Raw genomic sequence first — 19,072 nt, forward strand, 5'->3', positions numbered from 1 at the left:
ATAGAAAACCTTACCTTTGCACTTTAATTTTTCAAAGCCAAAATTAGCATGCAAAAAGTACTCAATCTCTTCGATTTTAAACAAAAAGTTGATTATAAAACCGAAATTTTAGCCGGATTAACCGTTGCTATGACTATGATTCCTGAATCGTTGTCGTTTGCAATTTTAGCCGGTTTTCCGCCTTTAGTAGGTTTGTATGGTGCTTTTATCATGGGTATTATTACCGCAATTTTTGGTGGTCGTCCGGGTTTAATTTCAGGTGGTGCTGGCGCAACGGTTATTGTATTAATTGCTTTAATGAAATCGCACGGACTAGACTATGTCTTTGGTGCTGTGTCAATTGCCGGAATCATTCAAATTATAGTAGGCTTACTTAAATTAGGAAAATTTATTCGATTGGTTCCCCAACCCGTTATGTTTGGTTTTGTCAACGGATTGGCAGTCATTATTTTCATGTCACAATTCGAGCAATTTAAAACCGTAATTGCAGGTCAAACCGAATGGTTATCGGGCAATCCTTTAATTACCATGACGGCTTTAGTGGCGTTAACAATTGCTATTATTCTTATTTTACCAAAGGTAACCAAAGCTATTCCTGCTTCGTTAGTGGCAATTATTGTGGTTTTTGCCGTTGTATTGCTCTTTAATATTGATACCAAACAAGTGGTGGATATTGCCAAAATTAGTGGCGACTTCCCTCCTTTTCATATTCCTCAAATTCCGTTTACATTAGAAACGCTAAAAATCATTTTACCTTATGGTTTAATTATGGCGGCTGTTGGTTTAACCGAAGGTTTATTAACGCTGAATTTAGTTGATGAAATTACTGCCACTAAAGGCAACAGTAACCGCGAATGTTTAGCACAAGGAACCGCTAATATTGCAAATGGCTTTTTCTTTGGTATGGGCGGTTGTCCTATGATTGCTCAAACCTTAGTCAATTTATCATCGGGTTCTAGAGCGCGATTGTCTGGAATTGTAGCTGCGATAACCATTCTAATTATTATTTTATACGGAGCGCCAATTATCGAATTGGTTCCTATGGCAGCTTTAACGGGTGTTATGATAATGGTGGCGATTGGTACTTTTGAATGGGCGAGTTTTAAAGCGTTTACCAAAATGCCAAAATCAGATATTTTTGTAATGGTCGTGGTTACGTTAATTACCATTTTATTACACAACTTAGCGTTAGCGGTTTTAATTGGTGTGATTATCTCAGCTTTGGTTTTTGCTTGGGAAAACGCCAAACGCATTCGTGCCCGAAAATATGTTGATGATAACGGTGTAAAACATTACGAGATTTTTGGACCACTTTTCTTTGGTTCAACAACGGCTTTTGCCGAAAAATTTGACATACAAAACGACCCAGAAGAAGTAATTATTGACTTTGCAGAAAGCAGAATTGCCGACATGAGTGCCATTGATGCGGTAAATAAAATTACCGAACGTTATGCGGCTATTGGTAAAAAAGTACATTTACGACACTTGAGTGCCGATTGTGTTACGCTTTTAAACAATGCCGAAGCGATTATTGATGTGAACATTATGGAAGACCCAACGTACAAAGTGGTTCCAGGGAAATAATAACAAATATATGTAAATAAGAAAGCTAAAAGTTACCATAATTTTTAGCTTTTTTTATGCCATTTGCAAAAAATAGCACATTTTTTTTCACATATTTACGATTGAAAATTATAAAAATATTTGTACTTTGTACTTATATTTACTAGTTAGTGGCAATGCCTAAAAACCTCATGATGAATAACGAACTTTCAATATTTACACAATATGGGCAATTTTATATTGCAGACAAAGATGCTGAATTAGAGCACGACACTTCTAATCCAAATTTTTGGAACGATGAAGCTTTTAACGATAGACTTGCGATTGACAAAGGAATATTAGGCGTTTCAATTCAAAATGATGAAGCATTAGCAAATATTGAGATTGAAGTTTTAGAATCTAGAATTATGGAAGATGATTTTTCCAATTTTGACCATGTTGTTGAAGGAAGTTTAGAAATAAAATCTGGAAAATTACAAATCCAAGACTGCCCAAATTCAAATGTAGAATTAGAGATTGATGTTGAGCCATCATGGTATAGAATTAGAATAAGCTCTTTAAATTTTGAGAAGGCTTATCAGGAAGTTCCTGAGGATAAATACATTATAAAAATCTAGAAAGAAAATCATTCTGAAAGAAAGGTATTTAAACGATGGCACAGCAGCTAACCACCTTTTGTATCATTTGCTAGGCTTGGTTTGTGTTCAGAATTTTCTCCTAAAATTCCACGAGGAGTTTTGTACTTGTAATCTTTTATTAGAAATTTACGTAACTGCCACAAGCAGCAACAGGTTAAACCCCTTCAAACACAATCAATTTATCATATACCAAAACCTTCTTAAACGGAAGGTTTTTTTGTATCCATTCCAATGTTTTGGGTTGGTAAATAAAAACATGGGTAAAATCATCTTTGTAGTACCAATTTTCAAAAGGTTTTTGGTTTTTAAAAAGTTCGGTTTTGCAATACAATTTACCGTTAGGCAACAACATTTTATGTAATAATTGAAATTCTTGTAACGGCTGTTTAAAATGCTCCATTACTTCGCAACACGAAATGTAGTTGTACTTTTGGGTTAACAATTCGGGGTTATTTTCAAAATACAAATCGTAGTTTTCCATTTGAAAACCTTGGTCGCGAAGCATTTTAGAAACCACTGGTCCGGTTCCAGAACCAAAGTCCAAACCTGTATCATTTGGAGTGAAATCGTGTAAAACAGCGTTCACAATTGGCGAAACAAAGTGTTGGTAACGCACATCGTTGACATCGTTATTGTGCAATTCGTAATGTGCTTTCTCTGCTTCTGAAGTTAAATAGGTAAATGCCGGTCTAAAAATGCCTTCACAAACGGTACATTTATAAAACAAATGCTTGGGTTTTTCGCAGAAAACTGTTGCAGAGGAATTACAAAGTGGGCAGTTTGGAGAAGTCATATTTATAAATTTATAATCACATTTTATTTTTCATAAAAATTTGATAAAAGATTACCAATAGTGGAATCCAAACAAGTAAAGGAATTAATGTTCCCTTTATTTTATATTTCAAATTGTCTTTTGAAAACCAAATATGATACAATCCCGGTACTATAAATAGTAAACTAATAATATAGAACCAAGGATTTATAAGAATAAACAAACCAATAGAAAATAGTATTACGCCCTTTTTTAAAGTTCCATTCATCTCTTTTTTAATTAAAATAAAGCACTATTTTCTATTATTCTCTTTACGTGACGTAAATTTTGGATGGTTTTCTTCCTCTTCTTCTTCTTTCTTAATTACTTTACGCGCAACTTCAATTTTATATTTCTTCCCTTTCATTTTCTCCTCTTTAATGTTTTGCAATAACGATTTTACTTTTGGATATTTCACCGCTACAAACGAAATAAAATCTTTTACTTCAATTAATCCAATATCGTCTTTTTCCAACTTTCCTTTTTGCGAAAAGAAACCTACAATGTCAATTTTATTCAACTTATTTTTCTTTCCTCCGCTGATGTAAAGCGTTTGAAACAAAGGCGCTTTTGGCAATGATTTAGCTGCTGAAACATCTAATCTACGTTTGCCATAATCAAAATAATCGGATTTCTTTTCGGTTTCGTGAATTAGCACATAAGCGGTTCCGGTTGCCAACATACGAGCAGTTCTTCCGTTTCTGTGAGTGAATTCGTCTTCTTTTGCGGGTAAATGGTAATGAATAACGTGTTTCATTTCTGGAATATCCAAACCTCTCGCCCCTAAATCGGTCGTAATCAAATAGGAAACACTTCCGTTTCTAAACTGAATCAAAGCACGTTCACGCTCGTCTTGGTCTAATCCACCATGATAATACGTGGAAATAATGCCTTTTTGAGTTAACATTTCATGAATGCGTTCTACTGCTTCTCTATGATTACAAAAAATAATTGCAGCTTCTGAATTTAAAGAACAAATCAACTGAAATAACGAATCAATTTTATCTTTCGATTTCGAAAATACGATGCGAACATCTAAATTATCATTCTGTTTTTGGTTCGGAATAAAATCAATTACTTTCGGATCAATTACTTTGGTATATTTCGGAATTTCCACGCCTGAAGTCGCAGAAACTAAAATTCGTTTGTTGGCTCTCGTGATTTTTCCAATGATATACGACATTTCTTCATGGAAACCCAATTGCAACGATTTGTCAAACTCGTCTAAAACATACGTCTTAACGTTTTCAGTGGCAAAACTATTGCGTTCTATATGATCGGCAATTCTACCTGGAGTTCCAATTAACAACGCTGGCGGATTGCTTAAATTTTTGAATTCAGTTTCTATCGAGTGACCTCCATAACACGTATTTACTTTGAAATGCGTGCCCATTTTTTTCCAAACTTGTTCAATTTGCAAGCCCAACTCACGCGATGGTACTAAAATTAAACATTGAACGCCTTTTACATCTTCTTCCATCATTTGGAAAATTGGCAATAAAAATGCCAACGTTTTTCCAGAACCTGTTGGAGAAAGTAATAAAATATTGTTTTCTTTTAAGATAGCGCTTTCGGCTGCTACTTGCATTTTGTTTAAACTTTGAATACCAAGATTCAATAGTACATTGTTGGAATATGGATTTTGACTCATGGGGCAAAGATAAAGCCAATTAATTAAAAATTACGAATTATAAAATTCTACCTCAAAAAGATTCTTTATTTTTGAAAATCAAATACAATTCTGCTATGCGTTTTTTAAATATAAGTTTGCTTTTCTTCTCGATTTCCGTGTTTTCACAAAACAATTTCACTACACCATTTGAACGTGGTAATGGCAATCAATCTACCACTTACGAAGAATGTATTGCTTTTTATGAAAAATTAGACGAAAGTTTTGCCAACATCCAAATGATTCAAAAAGGCATAACAGATAGCGGAAAACCCTTGCATTTGGTACTATTTTCAAGCGAAGGAAAATTTGATTTTGACGAATATTTTACTAAAAACAAAGCCGTAATATTAATCAACAACGGAATTCACGCAGGTGAACCTGACGGAATTGATGCAACGATGATGTTAATGCGCGATTTAGCCATGGGGAAAATCAAAACGGCTAAAAACACTTTAATTGCGGCTATTCCGGTGTATAGTGTTGGTGGGATGTTGAATCGAAATTCGCATTCAAGAGCCAATCAAAACGGTCCAGAGGAATATGGTTTTAGAGGAAATGCTCGAAATTATGATTTGAATCGCGATTTCATTAAATCGGACACTAAAAATTCGAGAAGTTTTCAAAAGTTGTTTACCGAGTTAAATCCTGATATTTTCTTAGATAATCACGTTTCTAATGGTGCGGATTACCAATATACGTTTACTTGCATTGCAACCCAACACGAACGTTTGGGAAACAAATTAGGCAATTATTTTATCAACGAATTGTATCCTTCGGTGGTGAAAGACATGAACAAAAAGAAAATCGATGTGGTTCCGTATGTAAATGTACATAGTACTACACCTGACAAAGGTTTTGAGCAATTTACCGATACACCAAGATATGCAACAGGTTATTCGACTTTGTTTCATACTTTAGGATTTGTTCCCGAAACACACATGTTGAAAGTCTACAAAGAACGAGTGAAAGTTACTTACGAATTTATGGTCAGCACGATTAATTTCGCTGATACGAATTGGCAAAAAATCAAGCAAATGCGAAAAGACGCATTGAACGAATATCATGCAGGAATGCAATATCCATTAGATTGGGCAATTGATTCAACGAAAGTATCTTATATTGATTTTAAAGGCTATCAAGGTGGTTACAAACCAAGTGATATTTCAGGAAAAGATCGATTGTTTTACGATAAAAGCAAACCGTTTACCAAGAAAATTCCGTTTTATGGGAATTATAAACCTACGAAATTCGTGAGTATTCCCAAAGCGTATTTTATTCCGCAATCGCAATGGCAAGTGTTGGATATCTTGAAATTGAACAATATCAATGCACATCGTATTCAAAATGACACGATTATTGAAGTAGAATCGTATAAAATTGAAAGTTATCAAACGTCAAAATCGCCTTACGAAGGACATTACGGACATTACAATACGAAAGTGTCCAAATCGACTCAAAAAGTGAAATTTTTCATGGGCGATTATGTATTTTACACGAATCAGCCTGGAGTAAAATATCTAGTTGAAACTTTAGAACCAGAAGCAGTAGACAGTTATTTCAATTGGAACTTCTTTGATCCTATTTTACAACAAAAAGAATACTTTTCGAGTTATGTTTTTGAAGATTTAGCGAAAGAATTCTTAGATAAAAACCCAAAAATCAAAGCCGAATTAGAGCAAAAGAAACAAAACAACAAAGCTTTCGCAGAAAACGGCGCAGCACAATTGGATTGGGTGTACAGACAATCACCTTATTATGAGAAAGCGCATTTGCAGTATCCTGTTTATAGGATTAAATAAAAATAAATCTATGAAAAACATTTTAATACTACTTCTGATAATTTGCACTAATCAAATTCATTCACAAATTGATGTTGAATTATATTTTTTTGATGAATGTAACAATAAGATTGAAAAATTAAATTTTGAATTATTTAATCTTGACAATGAAAAAGAATATGTTTCTTCAAATTTTAAAACTTCCGTTGATACAATTGGTAACTATTTTATTAATTCAAGTTTAATTGATGGTGATTATAGAATTTCAATCAATACTTCTATAAAAATTAATAACTCCGTAAAATTTATTGATACTATTTTAATTCCTAAAATACGTTTTGTAAGTGGTTCTGAACTTCATTCAAAATATTGGAATTATTATAATTGTGATATTTTATGTGATGGAAATATTATCGATTACTACTCTAATGGTAATAAAAGTCTAGAAGGAGTCTTCAAAAATGGAAAACCAATAGAAATCAATTATTATTCGAATGAAAAAGAAATTATCGAATCAAAGGAAACTTATGAATTTGGAAAATTAAATATTATCAAAACAGAATATTTTGATAAAGAAGGTAATCTTTACGAATACCAAAAAATCAAATGGAAAAAAGGTAAAAAAACAATTAAAACATTCAATTCAAAACATAAACTTATTAGAACAGAATATGAAAAATATGGTGTTTTGAAATAAAAAAGAATATTAACTACTAAAGCTTATATTCTTTTCTCAAATCAAACCACCTTCTCCGCTTCAAACAACAACTTAATATTCTCGTACGAGTTCTCTAATAAAAACTTAATATCCTTTGGATTCACCCATTCTACACGTTCAATACCTTCATCGGCTTGGCCTTGTGGTGTGCCTTCAAATTTGGTGCGCATTTCAAACCATTGGGTAATTTTTAGTTTGTAGCGTCCGTTGCGTTTGAAAATATGATAGGTTTTTTGGAGTTTATCTGCAATTACTAATCCGTTAACACCTGTTTCTTCCTCAACTTCGCGCATAGCAGTTTCTTCAATGGTTTCGTTTTTTTCGGTGCCGCCTTTTGGTAAATCCCATTTGCCGTTTCTGAAAATAAAAAGCACATCACCATCTTTGTTATAAACCAAGCCACCACCCGCTTTTTCTACAGGTAATTTCGCACGAAGTGTTTTCATGATTAACTTTTCATCGGGATGATACAGAAACGCTTTCTGAATTTTATGCTGAAAAATTTTAACAATCAACTTCTTGATATCAACACTTTCCAATAAAAAAAGTTTGAAATCAGTTTCTTTTTGCACTTCATTTGTCAAAAAAAGTGGCTTATCGTTCACAAAAACTTTATACATTTGCAATATGATTTTTAATAACAACACAGCGCAACAAACAGCCGAATTGCTTTTACAAATAAACGCAATTAAATTAAATTCTAAAAATCCTTTTACGTGGGCTTCAGGCTGGAAGTCTCCAATTTATTGTGATAACCGTATAATCCTTTCATTTCCAGCGGTTAGAAACTATATTCGTGATGAATTTGCCAAACATATTGAAGAAAAATTTGGTAAACCCGATGTTATTGCAGGCGTTGCAACGGGTGCTATTGGCATTGGAATTCTTGTTGCAGAAGCAATGGGACTGCCTTTTGTATACGTTAGACCAGAGCCGAAAAAACACGGAAGACAAAACCAAGTGGAAGGTTTCTTGCAAAAAGGACAAAATGTGGTAGTCGTAGAAGATTTAATTTCAACAGGTGGAAGTAGCCTATTAGCTGTGGAAGCATTACGCAACGAAGGCGCAAACATCAAAGGAATGGCAGCAATTTTTACATATGGTTTTCCAGTTTCAAAGGAACGTTTTGAAGCGGCTAATTTGGATGTTTTCACACTAAGTAATTACGAAAATCTATTACAAAAAGCAGTGGATAAGCAATATGTTTCAGAAAACGAATTGGAAACGTTAAGTGCTTGGAACGCCAATCCTGCTGAATGGAATGTAGAAGTTTAGTCTGAAAAAAATATCGGTTAGACGGAAAACTTGAAACCTGAAACTTGAAACAATAACAAACAAAAACATATGAACTTAGAAAGTCCAAAAGTAAACGTAGCAAAATCGGCTGAATATTTATTCAACGCTTTGAACGACGTAAAGAATTTCGAGAAATTAATGCCTGAAAATATCGCAAAATTTGAAGTAATCGACGAGAATTGCTTTGAATTCGGCTTAAAAGGTATGCCAGAAATTAAATTGGTTAAAAAAGGAGGAACTCCAAATTCGCAAGTGGTTTTAGGAGCGGCTTCAAGCAAATTACCTTTTACCTTAACTGGAAACTTAAACGCAATTGATGCTGATAACACCGAAGTTCAATTAGATTTTGAAGGCGATTTCAACCCAATGATGGCAATGATGATCAAAGGACCTATCACCAAATTTATTGAGACATTGGCTCAGAATATGGGGAAATTGTAGTTTCCTGAATAACTTATTGAACACGAATTATATGAATTAGCAGAAATGTTAATTAGGTAATTCGTGTTTTTTTATGTTCTAAGTTCTCGATACGATTTTATATTTCAAAAACTAAGGTTTTTTTTTAAAATATAAAATCACTCGAAGTGACGGTAATGGTTATTATTAGTTTATAAGTAACAGAGTTAAAAATAAAAACACTGTAAAAGTGAAATGAAAACAAAATTCCACCAACGTCATTTCGAGTGTTTTGTATTTGGAAAGCCTCAGATTTACAAATACAAAATGTATCGAGAACTTTAGAAGGAAAATTCGTTGTTACAGTTCTCGATACGATTTTAAAAAGCAAAAATTAGCATTTTTCCTTTTAAAAATCACTCGAAGTGACGGTAGTAGTTATGCTGTTTTCAAAGCCTCAACTAGCAAATCAATATCTTCTTTCGTATTAAAATGACTGAATGAGATTCTTAAACTTGGTTTTTTAGCTTCTTCTGGCGATAAAAACTCGGCTAAGACATGCGATGGTTTGATACTTCCGCTTTGGCAAGCACTTCCGCGTGAAACGGCAATTCCTTTCATATCCAATGTGAATAACAACATTGAGGTCTTTTCTTCTGATAAAGACAATTGGACATTCAAAAGGTTATAAAACGTGTTTTCTCCGTTGATTTTCACATCTGAAAATACTTTTTTTAATTCTGAAAAGCAATAGTTTTTTAAATCGGAAATGTAATTGGTATCGTTTTCTAAATTCTCGCAAGCCAATTCTAACGCTTTTGCCATTCCTACGACTTGATGTACAGCTTCGGTTCCGGCACGCATGCCTTTTTCTTGCTCACCACCAAAAATCATGGGTTGCAGCATGGAATTCTTTTTCAAATACGCAAACCCGATTCCTTTTGGACCATGAAATTTATGCGCAGAAGCTACTAAAAAATCAATTCCTAACTCTTGAACATCTAAATTCGTTTTTCCAACAGATTGCACCGTGTCACAATGAAAAAGTGCTTTCGCATACTTGCACAAGTCCGAAACACGTTTTATGTCTAAAACAGTTCCTATTTCGTTATTAACGTGGATTAATGATACTAATGTTGGAACATCTGAATGCAATTTAGCTGCTAAATCTTGATAATCGATATTTCCTGTTGGTAAAATGGTAATGTATTCGACTTGAATTCCGAATTCCTTTGCTAAATGTTCGGCCGTATGTAACGTAGCGTGGTGCTCGATTTTAGTCGTGATAATGCGTTTGATTCCCAAATCTTTAACAGCGCTGGTTAGAATCCAATTCGTAGCTTCGGTAGCGCTTGACGTGAAAATAATTTCGGAAGCTTGTGCATTTAGTAGTTTAGCAATGGATTTTCGCGAAGATTCTAACAAAGTCTTAGCACTTCGACCAAAACTATGCGTTGAAGAAGGATTCCCAAAATCATTTTGAAGTACGTTCATCATCGTAGTAATAACTTCTGGATGAATAGACGTGGTTGCGGCGTTATCTAAATACACTTTTTTCATTTGAGGCTTTTAATTGTTTTTTATTGGACAAATGGAATTCGCACTTGAAAATTGGTAAAAAAAACGAAAATCTGAAAGTGCTCATTTCATATCGCAAAGATACAAATCATTTTATTTTGGAAGTCTTAAATTCAATTCGTGCTGAAATTAACAAACTTTAGCAAATTAATAAATTAAAACCTTTATTTTTGTTGCATAAATTCGATGAATAAATGAAAAAACTTATAGTTTTAGTAGCCTCAGTTTTTATGCTACAAGCCTGTGATGACGGCGATATTACGCTAGAATCTTTCAATTTTGACACAGTAAACATTCAAGAATGCACAGATAATAATTTGATTTTCAAAATCAATGGAGACGAAATGTTATTAATTAATATTCCTGAAGCAAGTTTTGCAAACGTTGAAACGCCTGATGGAAGTCCAAGAATCGTTAATGTAAATTCAACCAATCAAATTATTTATAGAATCTATTCTGGAACTGTGACTTCAAATAATATTTGTGCTACAATTCCGCCTGCAACTCCTGTTGTTCAAGACGAATGGAATGCTACTGGTGGAACAATTGAAATTATTACAGATGGGCTTTACGATGTAGATGGCATTACTATTATTGGATATACACATAATATCAAATTTGTGAATGTAAACTTTTCTGGAAGTTCCAATTCGTTTAGTTTTACGGAATATAATTTTGGAAATCACGAAACTGATTTATAGAAAAAACATATCAAAAAAGAGAAGGGCTATTCAAAATTGAGTAGTCCTTTTTTTATTTCTCGAAGTGAAATTCAAGTAAAATTCTAATCCAAAATATTACTTTACATTTTGCTTGATATAAACTTCAGTTGCTCCCAAACCATATTTTTGATAGTTCGCATCTTGGAATGAAATGGTGTCATAACGACCCAACATAAAATCTAATTCGGCCTTCAAAACACCTTCACCAACACCATGAATAAAGACCACTTTTGGCATTCGATTTTTGATAGCAAAATCGAGTTGTCTTTTTGCGGTTTCCATTTGCAAAGTCAGAATATCATAGTTGCTCATACCTCGTTTTGAAGGCACTAATTTTTCGATGTGCAAATCAACTTCTAAGACAAATTCATCCTTACGAGAACGCTTTTCTTTGACAAAACTACGCTTTTTTGGCTCTTCTTTATCCTTTAAAACCGAACCTAAACTTTGAGTAGAGAAAAAACCACTTAACTCGTTGGAATTGTTTATTTTAATCAATTCGTTGACAAAAAATGTCATCACAAATTTATCAGTTGTCTCCACTGAAATTTCATTGTTTTGAACCTTAATTACTACTCCAGAGATGTCGTCATCTAAAACCGCAACCTTATCTCCTATTTCAAATTTCTGTGCCATTTTCTTCTTCGTTTTCTCCATCATTTTTAGATGGAATTTTCTTCATCAATCTAAATAATCCAAACATAAAAACAGCCATTGCTCCTATCATAATAAATCGATTTGGAGCTGGTTTTGATTGTTCAATCATAGCAAAAATTCCAACTGCAGCAAACATCAAAATGTATAAAAATTGCTTCATATTTTTTCATTTAAAAAAGTTTTCAAAAGTAGTGTTTTTAAAATTAGTATTTGTTTTTGAACTTTTTTTTGTAAACTTGTGAAACAAATTTTCAACTTTCAAAAAGCATTATGGAAGAACATATGTTGCCGTGTATGAACAAACAACTTTTTGGAGTTGAATGTCCGGGTTGTGGCACGCAAAGAGCAATTGCTTTTTTGTTGGAAGGTGAATTTTGGGAGGCGTTTAAAATGTTTCCTGCTATTTATACTTTAGCATTGCTTTTTATTCTTTTAGGCCTGCACCTATTAGACAAAAAAAGAAATTACACTAAATTGGTAATTGCAAGTGCTATTTTAAACGGAGCTGTTATCCTAATAGCTTATTTTATCAAAATTTATTTTAATACAGTAACCAATTAAACTTTATCAATATGGAAAATCAAAAATTACCTAATGCCACCGCAGTACTTATTCTGGGGATTTTTTCAATCTTAACTTGTTGTTGTTATGGAATTATTAGTATTATCCTTGGAGCTATTGGATTAGTTTTAGCTAATAAAGATGCTAAACTATATGCAGAAAATCCAAGTTTATACACCAACTACAACAATCTTAAAATAGGTAAAATATTAAATATAATAGGTTTAATTTTAGGTGTTATTTATCTAATTTATGTAATATTTTTATTCTCTACATTAGGAATGGAAGGCATTGAACAAATGCAACAAGAAATGATGAGAAGATACGGATCATAATAAATACAAGAATTTTTATATCACAAAAAAGAACACTATCAATAAGTTAGCGTTCTTTTTTTATTTAATAACAACTCATTAACAAATCGTTTACAACACTTTTTTTGAGTTTGGCACAGCAATTGAAAATACTTAATCAAGCAACAAGTTTTAGAAACGAGTTTTAAAATGAAGTTGCCCAACTTTTAAATTGTTGTATCATGAAAAAAATTACACTTTTAGTAGTAGCCAGTATCCTTCTGGTAGGGAACATGGCTTTAGCGTCAGAAAATCCTATTTTTTCTGACAACACAAACAGAAGAGGTTATTACATCGATTATAGAGATGCTGAGCCAATTATCTTCAAAGAACGCGGAATTGAGTTTATGTTGTTTCCAAATGGAGAATTTGACTTCAACACAAGACCAGCGGTTAGACCAAGAGTCAACGGAACAAGTGGTGCTCCAAGAGGAATGTACTACGGAACTTCTGAAAGAGGTGTTCGAGTTGAACACGATAACTTTGGTAGAGTAAGACGAGTAGGAAATGTTTACATCAACTACGACGCTTTTGGAAGAGTAAAACGTATTGGAACTATTTATATGAGTTATAACAGTTTTGCTGTAACTAAAGTGGGTAACATGCGAATAGTTTACGATAGAAGAGGACGAATTGTGAATGTATATGGTTTTATCAACCACGCTAACGGCGGATATAACTACAACCCAGGAACTCATTACTCAGGTGGAAATGGCGGCTATGGTTACGGAGATGATTATGGAGACGACTATAATGACGATGACTATTACTACTACAGAAAAGATGGTTCTAAAGCAAAAATGTCTGATGATGACGTAAAGGAAATCAAAAGAGAAACTTTAGAAATTAAAAAAGATAAATAAAAATTGGTTGGTTAGTTTGTTTTTAAATCCTGTGGATTCTGGGAAGATGAAGCAGGATTTTTTGTTTTTAAATTTTAAAAATCTTTATTTGGAACACAGATTGAATAAATCGAAGAAATAAAAAAAATCTTTATTATTTCATCAGAATTCTCTTAAAAACAGAATTCATCACAAAATTAATATCCGAAGAAATTTTTAAATAATAGCTCAATCCTAAATAAAACAAGGTCACTAAAATAGATTTCAGAACAATATTTACAAATGGGTGAAAACTAAAATCCCAATAATAAAACACCCCAAAACTTACTATTGTTAAAGCCAAAGCCACAATAGTTTTTTTTGTAAACGGAAATAACTTCATTTTAAGCACCACAAAAAGTAGTTTTGCTAAACTATATAGCGTAATTGAAATTAAGGTTGCTATTGCTGCTCCATTCAGGCCATAAAGTGGAATGAAAATCATATTTAGTGAAACCGTAAGAAAAACAAGAAACAATCCTAAAAATAAAACCGCTCTATAATACTTCGAATTAAAAATAATGGAATTATTATTTCCTAAAATCAAATCGAAATACTTGGAAATTCCGATTAAAAAAACCACAGCAATTCCTTCGCTATAACCTGCTGGTAAAACGGTGTATAATTGATTGATATTGACTAAAATTCCAACTAATATCAAACCCCCAATAACTTGAAGCGTAATGGAAGACTTTTTGTACAATTCGTTTAATTCATCGTGTTTGTTTTCGCTCATTAATTTAGCCGTAATTGGATATGTAATTTGATGCATCGCACGACTTGGCACCGCAATTACCGTAGCGATAAAAATAGCAACCGAATAAAACGCAATATTATCAATAATAATAAAAAAATTCAGCATTACTTTGTCAATATCTAACAATAAATTAGCGACACTTCCTGATAAAATAATGAAGAAACAATAGGTTAAAACCGCTTTTGCATTGTCTGGAAAAACCAAATTAAATCGTGGTGTTTTGACTTTCATTGCGTATAAAAACATGGCAAAAAGCGATAAAAAATAAATTCCCATTAACGCAAAAACGAATTGTTGGGGCGAAATCACATCAAAATAAACCGCAAATAAGACGATTGAAATTAGAATACGAAGCAAAACTTCTTTCACAAAACTACCGTAAACCGATTGCAAATGCACTTTTACCCAAGCATAAAAAATCTCAAAATAGCCCATACAAAGTCCGATTACAGGAATTTGCCAAACATAATCGTAAACAATTGGGTTTTTCTGCGATAATAATTCCGCAATTTGATGATAACCAAAATAACCAATCAAACTTATCGGAAGAATTATCAGCAAAGGCAACACCAAAACAAAGGTTAGGAATTGCGATTTTTTCTCTTCGGTTTCGTATTCGTTGTAAAATTTCACCAATGTATTGTGGACGCCAAACGCCATCAAAGGCATCATAATATTAGCCGCCGATAAAATAAATCCAACCAAACCATAAAAAGTGTCACCCAAAAATTGCCCGTACATAAACAAGGTATTAATCGCACCAATTCCAAAACCGATGTAGGTAATGATGGTGTTTTTAATCGATTGTTTGATGACAATTCCCATGTTTCTAGTGAAAAGTGATTAGTGATTAGTGATTAGTAGTTTAGCTAATTTCTCCGTTAAGGATTTTCTGCTGTATTGTTGCAAACCAACTGGATATACTTTTAAATTATTTTGTTGGAATTGTTCAAAACAGATTAGAATTTGTGCTTTTAAAGCTTCTAATTCGTCATATTTGAAGAAAGTTCCCGTATTAGTTTCTTTAATAATTTGAGTAAAATCAGCATATTCTGGTCCGATGGCGATAATTGGTCGCTCTGAAACCATATATTCGAATAATTTTCCAGGAATAATACATTTGGTTTCTTCTGAATCAATTTCGATAAGTAATAGTACTTGTGAGCTTCTTTGTTCAATTATAGCTTCATCATGTGACAAATAACCAAAATGATTCACATATTTTTCTAACTTAAATTCTTTTAGAGCCTGAAGCACCTCAGCACTCACCGCTCCTATCAATTTTAATTGAAATTGTTTTTTGAATTCTGGATTTTCTTTGGTTAATTCTTTCAACGCTTTCCACAAAATCCTTGGATTTCTTGCCGATAAAAACGAACCAATGTGTGCCAAAGTAAATTTTTCGTCTAAAGGCTTTTTATTTACTTTTTCCACATCATAACCATTCGTAATCACTTCGATTGGTTTTGAAGTAATGGCTTCAAATTCAGTTTTTGTCGTAGGTGAGGTTACTAAAAGTCGGTCACAAGTATTCATGACTTCTTTTTCCAAATCTTTATGCTTTTTGGCTGCCCAAGAACTTAATTTTAATTGTTTGTGATAACCAATCGTAGTCCAAGGATCACGAAAATCGGCCAGCCAAGTGATGTTTAACTCTTTTTTCAATTGCAATCCAATCAAATGTAAACTGTGCGGTGGACCTGTGGTGATTATTGTATCGATTTGATTTTCTTGAAGATATTTTTTCAAAAACTTAACCGAAGGTATTACCCAAAATACACGTGCATCTGGAATAAAAATATTGCCACGAATCCAAAGCATTGCTTTTTCTACAAACGATTGCTTTTTTTGATTGGGAATAATTCCAGAACTGATTTTTTTTGTCTTATTTTTCGAAAAAACCGACGCCAATCCGTAAGGTTCAAAAATGGATTGTTTGATTATAACTGCTTTATCTGAAACTTCACTTATTAACTTCTCATCAAGCAACGGATAAGTTGGATTCTCTGGAATATAAACGTGAGGTTCGATATTAAAATCGGGTAAATACTTGACAAATTTCAACCAACGTTGCACACCTGGACCTCCTGCTGGTGGCCAGTAATACGATATGATGAGTATTTTTTTAGTTGGTTTCAATGTCAAGTTCAAAAATGATATTCTGTCAAGCTGAACTCGTTTCAGCTTCTAAATTATTTGTGAGATGCTGAAATGAATTCAGCATGACAAGATTTATGCTTTTTTCTTATTCTCAAAATAAACTCCAACTCCAATCAATAAAAGCATTCCGATAGAACTCATTAAAGCAATTGTACTTCCTGTTTCAACAACTTCTGGCTCAAATTTGAATTCGATAGTGTGTTTTCCTGCTGGAATTTGTAGTCCTCTTAAAACGTAGTTTACATTATGTATTCTTGCTTCTTTTCCATCAATTGTAGCCTTCCATCCATCTTTGTAATACATTTCAGAGAAAACCGCAAAACCATTTTTAGAATTATTTGAAATGTATTTCAAATGGTTTGGTTTATATGAAACTAAATTTATTGATGAAATAGAATCTTTTTCATATTCTAATTCTGAAATAGCTCTTCCAGGAGATTTCAGATATTTTTTATCATGAGTTACATTGGAAAACACAGCCACTCTTTTTGTATCCAAAGTATCCAACGCTTTCATTTCATCGTTTGCAGATTTTAACAACTTAATTTCTTCTATAAACCATGCATTTCCATTCGCTGCTGGATTTGCTAAAGCTAATTTTTGTCCGTTTTCATCAGATTGGATGACGTATTTTACGTTTAACATGTTTAGTACACGAACGTTATTTTTAGCAATTTGGTAATCAAATAATTGTTGCATTCTTCTTGGTTTCGCGGCATGATAACCTCCAATTGATTTGTGGAAATACGATGTTCTAGCGTTGCTCATTCCTCCTTCTACTTCAAAAACTCGAAAATGTGTGGTATCGGCTAAAATTCTTTGGTCGGCTTCTGTTGGTTGGAATGGCATATCTACTTCTCTTGCACTTCTAAATTGGTCTGGATTGTTGTTTACATAACGTTTGTCTACCATAAACAAGTCGAAAACCATTAAAATTCCTACTATAATAATCGCTGTAGTTTCTTTCATCAGGTTTTTTACGAAAAGAAATAAAACAGCAAAAGTAAGTGCTACAAACAACATCGAACGCAAAACATCAGAAGTATACAAAGCAGCTCTATCTATTTTTAACGTTCTGATGAAATCATCGCCATACGCTTGTGCATACATCGCATCGTTTGCAGAAGAAAAAGTAAACATTCCTTTAATCAGAAACAATACTATTAAAAGTCCGAAAGTAATGGCTCCTGATTTCCAAAGGGCGTTCCATTTTGCTTTTTCATCTTGTTTGAAAAATTGGTATAAACCAACAATCGCTAAAGCTGGTACACACAATTCTAAAATCACTTGAATAGAAGAAACTGCTCTAAATTTGTCGTACAATGGAACATAATTGATGAAGAAATCGGTTAAAACACTGAAATTTTTACCCCAAGAAAGTAATAATGACAATACAGCTCCTGCTAAAAACAAATATTTGATGTTTCGTTTTTCAACAAAAAATGCCATGACGAATAAGAAAAACACTACTACTCCAATATACGCTGGTGCAGCAACAATAGGCTGATTTCCCCAATACGCTGGTGCGTGTTCTACAAAACCTTGAACTTGATCCGCTGGATAGCCTTGGGCTACAAAATTTTGATACGTTTCCGATTCAATTCCTAAATTTTCATTGTTAGAACCTCCAAAAAGTCCTGGTGCAATCAAGTTTAAACTTTCTGCAACTCCGTAACTGTATTCGGTGATATATTCATACGACATAGCGTTGCTATCCGTCTTTGGAGAACCATCTGGATTGAAGGTCAATTCACTATTATTACGTGTTGAAAACTTAGCATATTCTGAAGTTGCCATCAAGTTGGTTGCATTCGTTCCGATAGCTAAAATTCCTGCAATGCCAAAAACGCCAAATATCTTTCCTAATTCTTTGAATTCTTTATTCTTAACTGCAATTACCACATAATAAACAGCAATAATCGCTAATAAAAGCAATAAATAATACGTCATTTGGAAGTGATTCGCATTAATTTCTAACGCTGCGGCTACCATGGTAAGCAAACCACCTAGAATATATTTTCGTTGGAAGACTAATAAAACTCCACCAACAACCATGGGCATATAAGCAATAGCGTGTGCTTTAGCATTGTGTCCAACACCTAAAATAATAATCAAATATGTAGATAATCCAAAAGCTAATGCTCCGAAAAACGCTTTTAATGGATCTACTTTTAGCACCATCAACAATACATAAAACCCTAAAAAATATAAGAATAAATAATCGGCTGGTCTTGGTAAAAATCGTAACGCATCGTCTACCATTCCAATTACATCATTTGGATATTTTGCACCTAACTGATAGGTTGGCATTCCTCCAAAAGCACTATTGGTCCAAAAAGGTTCTTCTCCTGTTTCTTTTCTGAAATCGTTTTGTTCTTTAGCCATTCCAGTATATTGTACAATATCCGATTGGAAAATTTTATTTCCTTGTAAAACAGGATAAAAATAAATCAGGGAAACCAAAATAAATCCTACTAAAACTATTAAATGAGGATATAATGCTTTGCTATTTTTCATGTGAATGTGTA

Annotated in this window: 19 protein-coding genes; 10 read left to right on the forward strand and 9 right to left on the reverse strand. The window is 33.1% G+C overall.

The features are described from left to right. Window positions 1-48: 48 nt before the first annotated feature. Together GFJ94_RS01005 and GFJ94_RS01010 are read left to right on the forward strand one after the other, a co-directional pair. Window positions 49-1,584 (forward strand): SulP family inorganic anion transporter, encoded by a 1,536-nt coding sequence (locus GFJ94_RS01005; RefSeq protein ID WP_153199528.1) that lies wholly within the window; start codon window positions 49-51, stop codon window positions 1,582-1,584. A gap of 170 nt (window positions 1,585-1,754) precedes the next feature. After that, window positions 1,755-2,180, forward strand: a complete 426-nt coding sequence (locus GFJ94_RS01010) for a hypothetical protein (RefSeq protein ID WP_153199530.1) — start codon at window positions 1,755-1,757, stop codon at window positions 2,178-2,180. A gap of 175 nt (window positions 2,181-2,355) precedes the next feature. Here GFJ94_RS01010 and GFJ94_RS01015 read toward each other — a convergent pair whose 3' ends face one another. Together GFJ94_RS01015 and GFJ94_RS01020 are read right to left on the reverse strand one after the other, a co-directional pair. Further along, window positions 2,356-2,994 carry a class I SAM-dependent methyltransferase gene (locus tag GFJ94_RS01015; RefSeq protein ID WP_153199532.1) on the reverse strand — a complete coding sequence of 213 codons (639 nt, stop codon included), beginning with the start codon at window positions 2,992-2,994 and terminating at the stop codon, window positions 2,356-2,358. 271 nt (window positions 2,995-3,265) lie between these two features. Next, window positions 3,266-4,663: a DEAD/DEAH box helicase gene (locus GFJ94_RS01020; RefSeq protein ID WP_153199534.1), complete on the reverse strand. Its 1,398-nt coding sequence runs from the start codon at window positions 4,661-4,663 to the stop codon at window positions 3,266-3,268. Window positions 4,664-4,758: 95 nt separating this feature from the next. Here GFJ94_RS01020 and GFJ94_RS01025 point away from each other — a divergent pair, with 95 nt between their 5' ends. Together GFJ94_RS01025 and GFJ94_RS01030 are read left to right on the forward strand one after the other, a co-directional pair. Beyond that, on the forward strand, window positions 4,759-6,483 hold the full coding sequence (locus GFJ94_RS01025; protein WP_153199594.1) for a M14 family zinc carboxypeptidase: 1,725 nt from the start codon (window positions 4,759-4,761) through the stop codon (window positions 6,481-6,483). Between the two features lie 10 nt (window positions 6,484-6,493). Beyond that, window positions 6,494-7,159, forward strand: coding sequence for a hypothetical protein (locus tag GFJ94_RS01030; protein ID WP_153199536.1), 666 nt, complete (start codon window positions 6,494-6,496; stop codon window positions 7,157-7,159). Between the two features lie 41 nt (window positions 7,160-7,200). On the opposite strand, the gene GFJ94_RS01035 is transcribed toward GFJ94_RS01030, so the two are convergent. Continuing rightward, on the reverse strand, window positions 7,201-7,800 hold the full coding sequence (locus tag GFJ94_RS01035; RefSeq protein ID WP_153199538.1) for an NUDIX hydrolase: 600 nt from the start codon (window positions 7,798-7,800) through the stop codon (window positions 7,201-7,203). 7 nt (window positions 7,801-7,807) lie between these two features. Here GFJ94_RS01035 and pyrE point away from each other — a divergent pair, with 7 nt between their 5' ends. Then, complete coding sequence (gene pyrE, locus GFJ94_RS01040) at window positions 7,808-8,455, forward strand: orotate phosphoribosyltransferase (protein WP_133606230.1); 648 nt, start codon at window positions 7,808-7,810, stop codon at window positions 8,453-8,455. 69 nt (window positions 8,456-8,524) lie between these two features. After that, window positions 8,525-8,917 carry an SRPBCC family protein gene (locus GFJ94_RS01045; protein ID WP_153199540.1) on the forward strand — a complete coding sequence of 131 codons (393 nt, stop codon included), beginning with the start codon at window positions 8,525-8,527 and terminating at the stop codon, window positions 8,915-8,917. A gap of 396 nt (window positions 8,918-9,313) precedes the next feature. Here GFJ94_RS01045 and GFJ94_RS01050 read toward each other — a convergent pair whose 3' ends face one another. Continuing rightward, complete coding sequence (locus GFJ94_RS01050) at window positions 9,314-10,435, reverse strand: cysteine desulfurase family protein (protein WP_153199542.1); 1,122 nt, start codon at window positions 10,433-10,435, stop codon at window positions 9,314-9,316. A 212-nt stretch (window positions 10,436-10,647) separates the two neighbouring features. On the opposite strand from GFJ94_RS01050, the gene GFJ94_RS01055 reads away from it, so the two are divergent. Beyond that, window positions 10,648-11,154, forward strand: a complete 507-nt coding sequence (locus GFJ94_RS01055) for a hypothetical protein (protein ID WP_153199544.1) — start codon at window positions 10,648-10,650, stop codon at window positions 11,152-11,154. A gap of 96 nt (window positions 11,155-11,250) precedes the next feature. Here GFJ94_RS01055 and GFJ94_RS01060 read toward each other — a convergent pair whose 3' ends face one another. Next, window positions 11,251-11,811 carry a Smr/MutS family protein gene (locus GFJ94_RS01060; RefSeq protein WP_153199546.1) on the reverse strand — a complete coding sequence of 187 codons (561 nt, stop codon included), beginning with the start codon at window positions 11,809-11,811 and terminating at the stop codon, window positions 11,251-11,253. After that, complete coding sequence (locus GFJ94_RS01065) at window positions 11,795-11,992, reverse strand: hypothetical protein (RefSeq protein WP_153199548.1); 198 nt, start codon at window positions 11,990-11,992, stop codon at window positions 11,795-11,797. Before GFJ94_RS01065 ends, GFJ94_RS01060 begins: the two co-directional genes overlap by 17 nt. Window positions 11,993-12,102: 110 nt before the next feature. On the opposite strand from GFJ94_RS01065, the gene GFJ94_RS01070 reads away from it, so the two are divergent. The 3 genes from GFJ94_RS01070 to GFJ94_RS01080 all read left to right on the forward strand — a co-directional run bounded on the left by GFJ94_RS01070 (window position 12,103) and on the right by GFJ94_RS01080 (window position 13,609). Then, a complete protein-coding gene (locus tag GFJ94_RS01070; RefSeq protein ID WP_153199550.1) occupies window positions 12,103-12,393 on the forward strand; it encodes a DUF2752 domain-containing protein in 291 nt (96 codons plus the stop codon). Between the two features lie 11 nt (window positions 12,394-12,404). Continuing rightward, a complete protein-coding gene (locus GFJ94_RS01075) occupies window positions 12,405-12,728 on the forward strand; it encodes a CCC motif membrane protein (protein WP_153199552.1) in 324 nt (107 codons plus the stop codon). 200 nt (window positions 12,729-12,928) lie between these two features. Then, window positions 12,929-13,609 (forward strand): hypothetical protein, encoded by a 681-nt coding sequence (locus GFJ94_RS01080; RefSeq protein ID WP_153199554.1) that lies wholly within the window; start codon window positions 12,929-12,931, stop codon window positions 13,607-13,609. Between the two features lie 133 nt (window positions 13,610-13,742). On the opposite strand, the gene GFJ94_RS01085 is transcribed toward GFJ94_RS01080, so the two are convergent. From GFJ94_RS01085 to GFJ94_RS01095, 3 genes are all read right to left on the reverse strand, one after another. After that, complete coding sequence (locus GFJ94_RS01085; RefSeq protein WP_153199557.1) at window positions 13,743-15,209, reverse strand: oligosaccharide flippase family protein; 1,467 nt, start codon at window positions 15,207-15,209, stop codon at window positions 13,743-13,745. Between the two features lie 18 nt (window positions 15,210-15,227). After that, entirely contained in the window at window positions 15,228-16,523 is a 1,296-nt protein-coding gene (locus GFJ94_RS01090) for a glycosyltransferase family 4 protein (RefSeq protein WP_153199596.1), read from the reverse strand. A gap of 93 nt (window positions 16,524-16,616) precedes the next feature. Then, window positions 16,617-19,061, reverse strand: a complete 2,445-nt coding sequence (locus tag GFJ94_RS01095) for a YfhO family protein (protein WP_153199559.1) — start codon at window positions 19,059-19,061, stop codon at window positions 16,617-16,619. Between the last annotated feature and the right edge of the window lie 11 nt (window positions 19,062-19,072).

Source organism: Flavobacterium sp. LMO8, assembly GCF_009495755.1.
GTDB lineage: Bacteria > Bacteroidota > Bacteroidia > Flavobacteriales > Flavobacteriaceae > Flavobacterium.

What these genes read in the sequence shown, in the direction of transcription:
- GFJ94_RS01005 (WP_153199528.1), top strand. Translation starts at nt 49, where the DNA reads ATGCAAAAAGTACTCAATCTCTTCGATTTTAAACAAAAAGTTGATTAT.
- GFJ94_RS01010 (WP_153199530.1), top strand. Translation starts at nt 1,755, where the DNA reads ATGATGAATAACGAACTTTCAATATTTACACAATATGGGCAATTTTAT.
- GFJ94_RS01015 (WP_153199532.1), bottom strand. Translation starts at nt 2,994, where the DNA reads ATGACTTCTCCAAACTGCCCACTTTGTAATTCCTCTGCAACAGTTTTC.
- GFJ94_RS01020 (WP_153199534.1), bottom strand. Translation starts at nt 4,663, where the DNA reads ATGAGTCAAAATCCATATTCCAACAATGTACTATTGAATCTTGGTATT.
- GFJ94_RS01025 (WP_153199594.1), top strand. Translation starts at nt 4,759, where the DNA reads ATGCGTTTTTTAAATATAAGTTTGCTTTTCTTCTCGATTTCCGTGTTT.
- GFJ94_RS01030 (WP_153199536.1), top strand. Translation starts at nt 6,494, where the DNA reads ATGAAAAACATTTTAATACTACTTCTGATAATTTGCACTAATCAAATT.
- GFJ94_RS01035 (WP_153199538.1), bottom strand. Translation starts at nt 7,800, where the DNA reads ATGTATAAAGTTTTTGTGAACGATAAGCCACTTTTTTTGACAAATGAA.
- pyrE (WP_133606230.1), top strand. Translation starts at nt 7,808, where the DNA reads ATGATTTTTAATAACAACACAGCGCAACAAACAGCCGAATTGCTTTTA.
- GFJ94_RS01045 (WP_153199540.1), top strand. Translation starts at nt 8,525, where the DNA reads ATGAACTTAGAAAGTCCAAAAGTAAACGTAGCAAAATCGGCTGAATAT.
- GFJ94_RS01050 (WP_153199542.1), bottom strand. Translation starts at nt 10,435, where the DNA reads ATGAAAAAAGTGTATTTAGATAACGCCGCAACCACGTCTATTCATCCA.
- GFJ94_RS01055 (WP_153199544.1), top strand. Translation starts at nt 10,648, where the DNA reads ATGAAAAAACTTATAGTTTTAGTAGCCTCAGTTTTTATGCTACAAGCC.
- GFJ94_RS01060 (WP_153199546.1), bottom strand. Translation starts at nt 11,811, where the DNA reads ATGGCACAGAAATTTGAAATAGGAGATAAGGTTGCGGTTTTAGATGAC.
- GFJ94_RS01065 (WP_153199548.1), bottom strand. Translation starts at nt 11,992, where the DNA reads ATGAAGCAATTTTTATACATTTTGATGTTTGCTGCAGTTGGAATTTTT.
- GFJ94_RS01070 (WP_153199550.1), top strand. Translation starts at nt 12,103, where the DNA reads ATGGAAGAACATATGTTGCCGTGTATGAACAAACAACTTTTTGGAGTT.
- GFJ94_RS01075 (WP_153199552.1), top strand. Translation starts at nt 12,405, where the DNA reads ATGGAAAATCAAAAATTACCTAATGCCACCGCAGTACTTATTCTGGGG.
- GFJ94_RS01080 (WP_153199554.1), top strand. Translation starts at nt 12,929, where the DNA reads ATGAAAAAAATTACACTTTTAGTAGTAGCCAGTATCCTTCTGGTAGGG.
- GFJ94_RS01085 (WP_153199557.1), bottom strand. Translation starts at nt 15,209, where the DNA reads ATGGGAATTGTCATCAAACAATCGATTAAAAACACCATCATTACCTAC.
- GFJ94_RS01095 (WP_153199559.1), bottom strand. Translation starts at nt 19,061, where the DNA reads ATGAAAAATAGCAAAGCATTATATCCTCATTTAATAGTTTTAGTAGGA.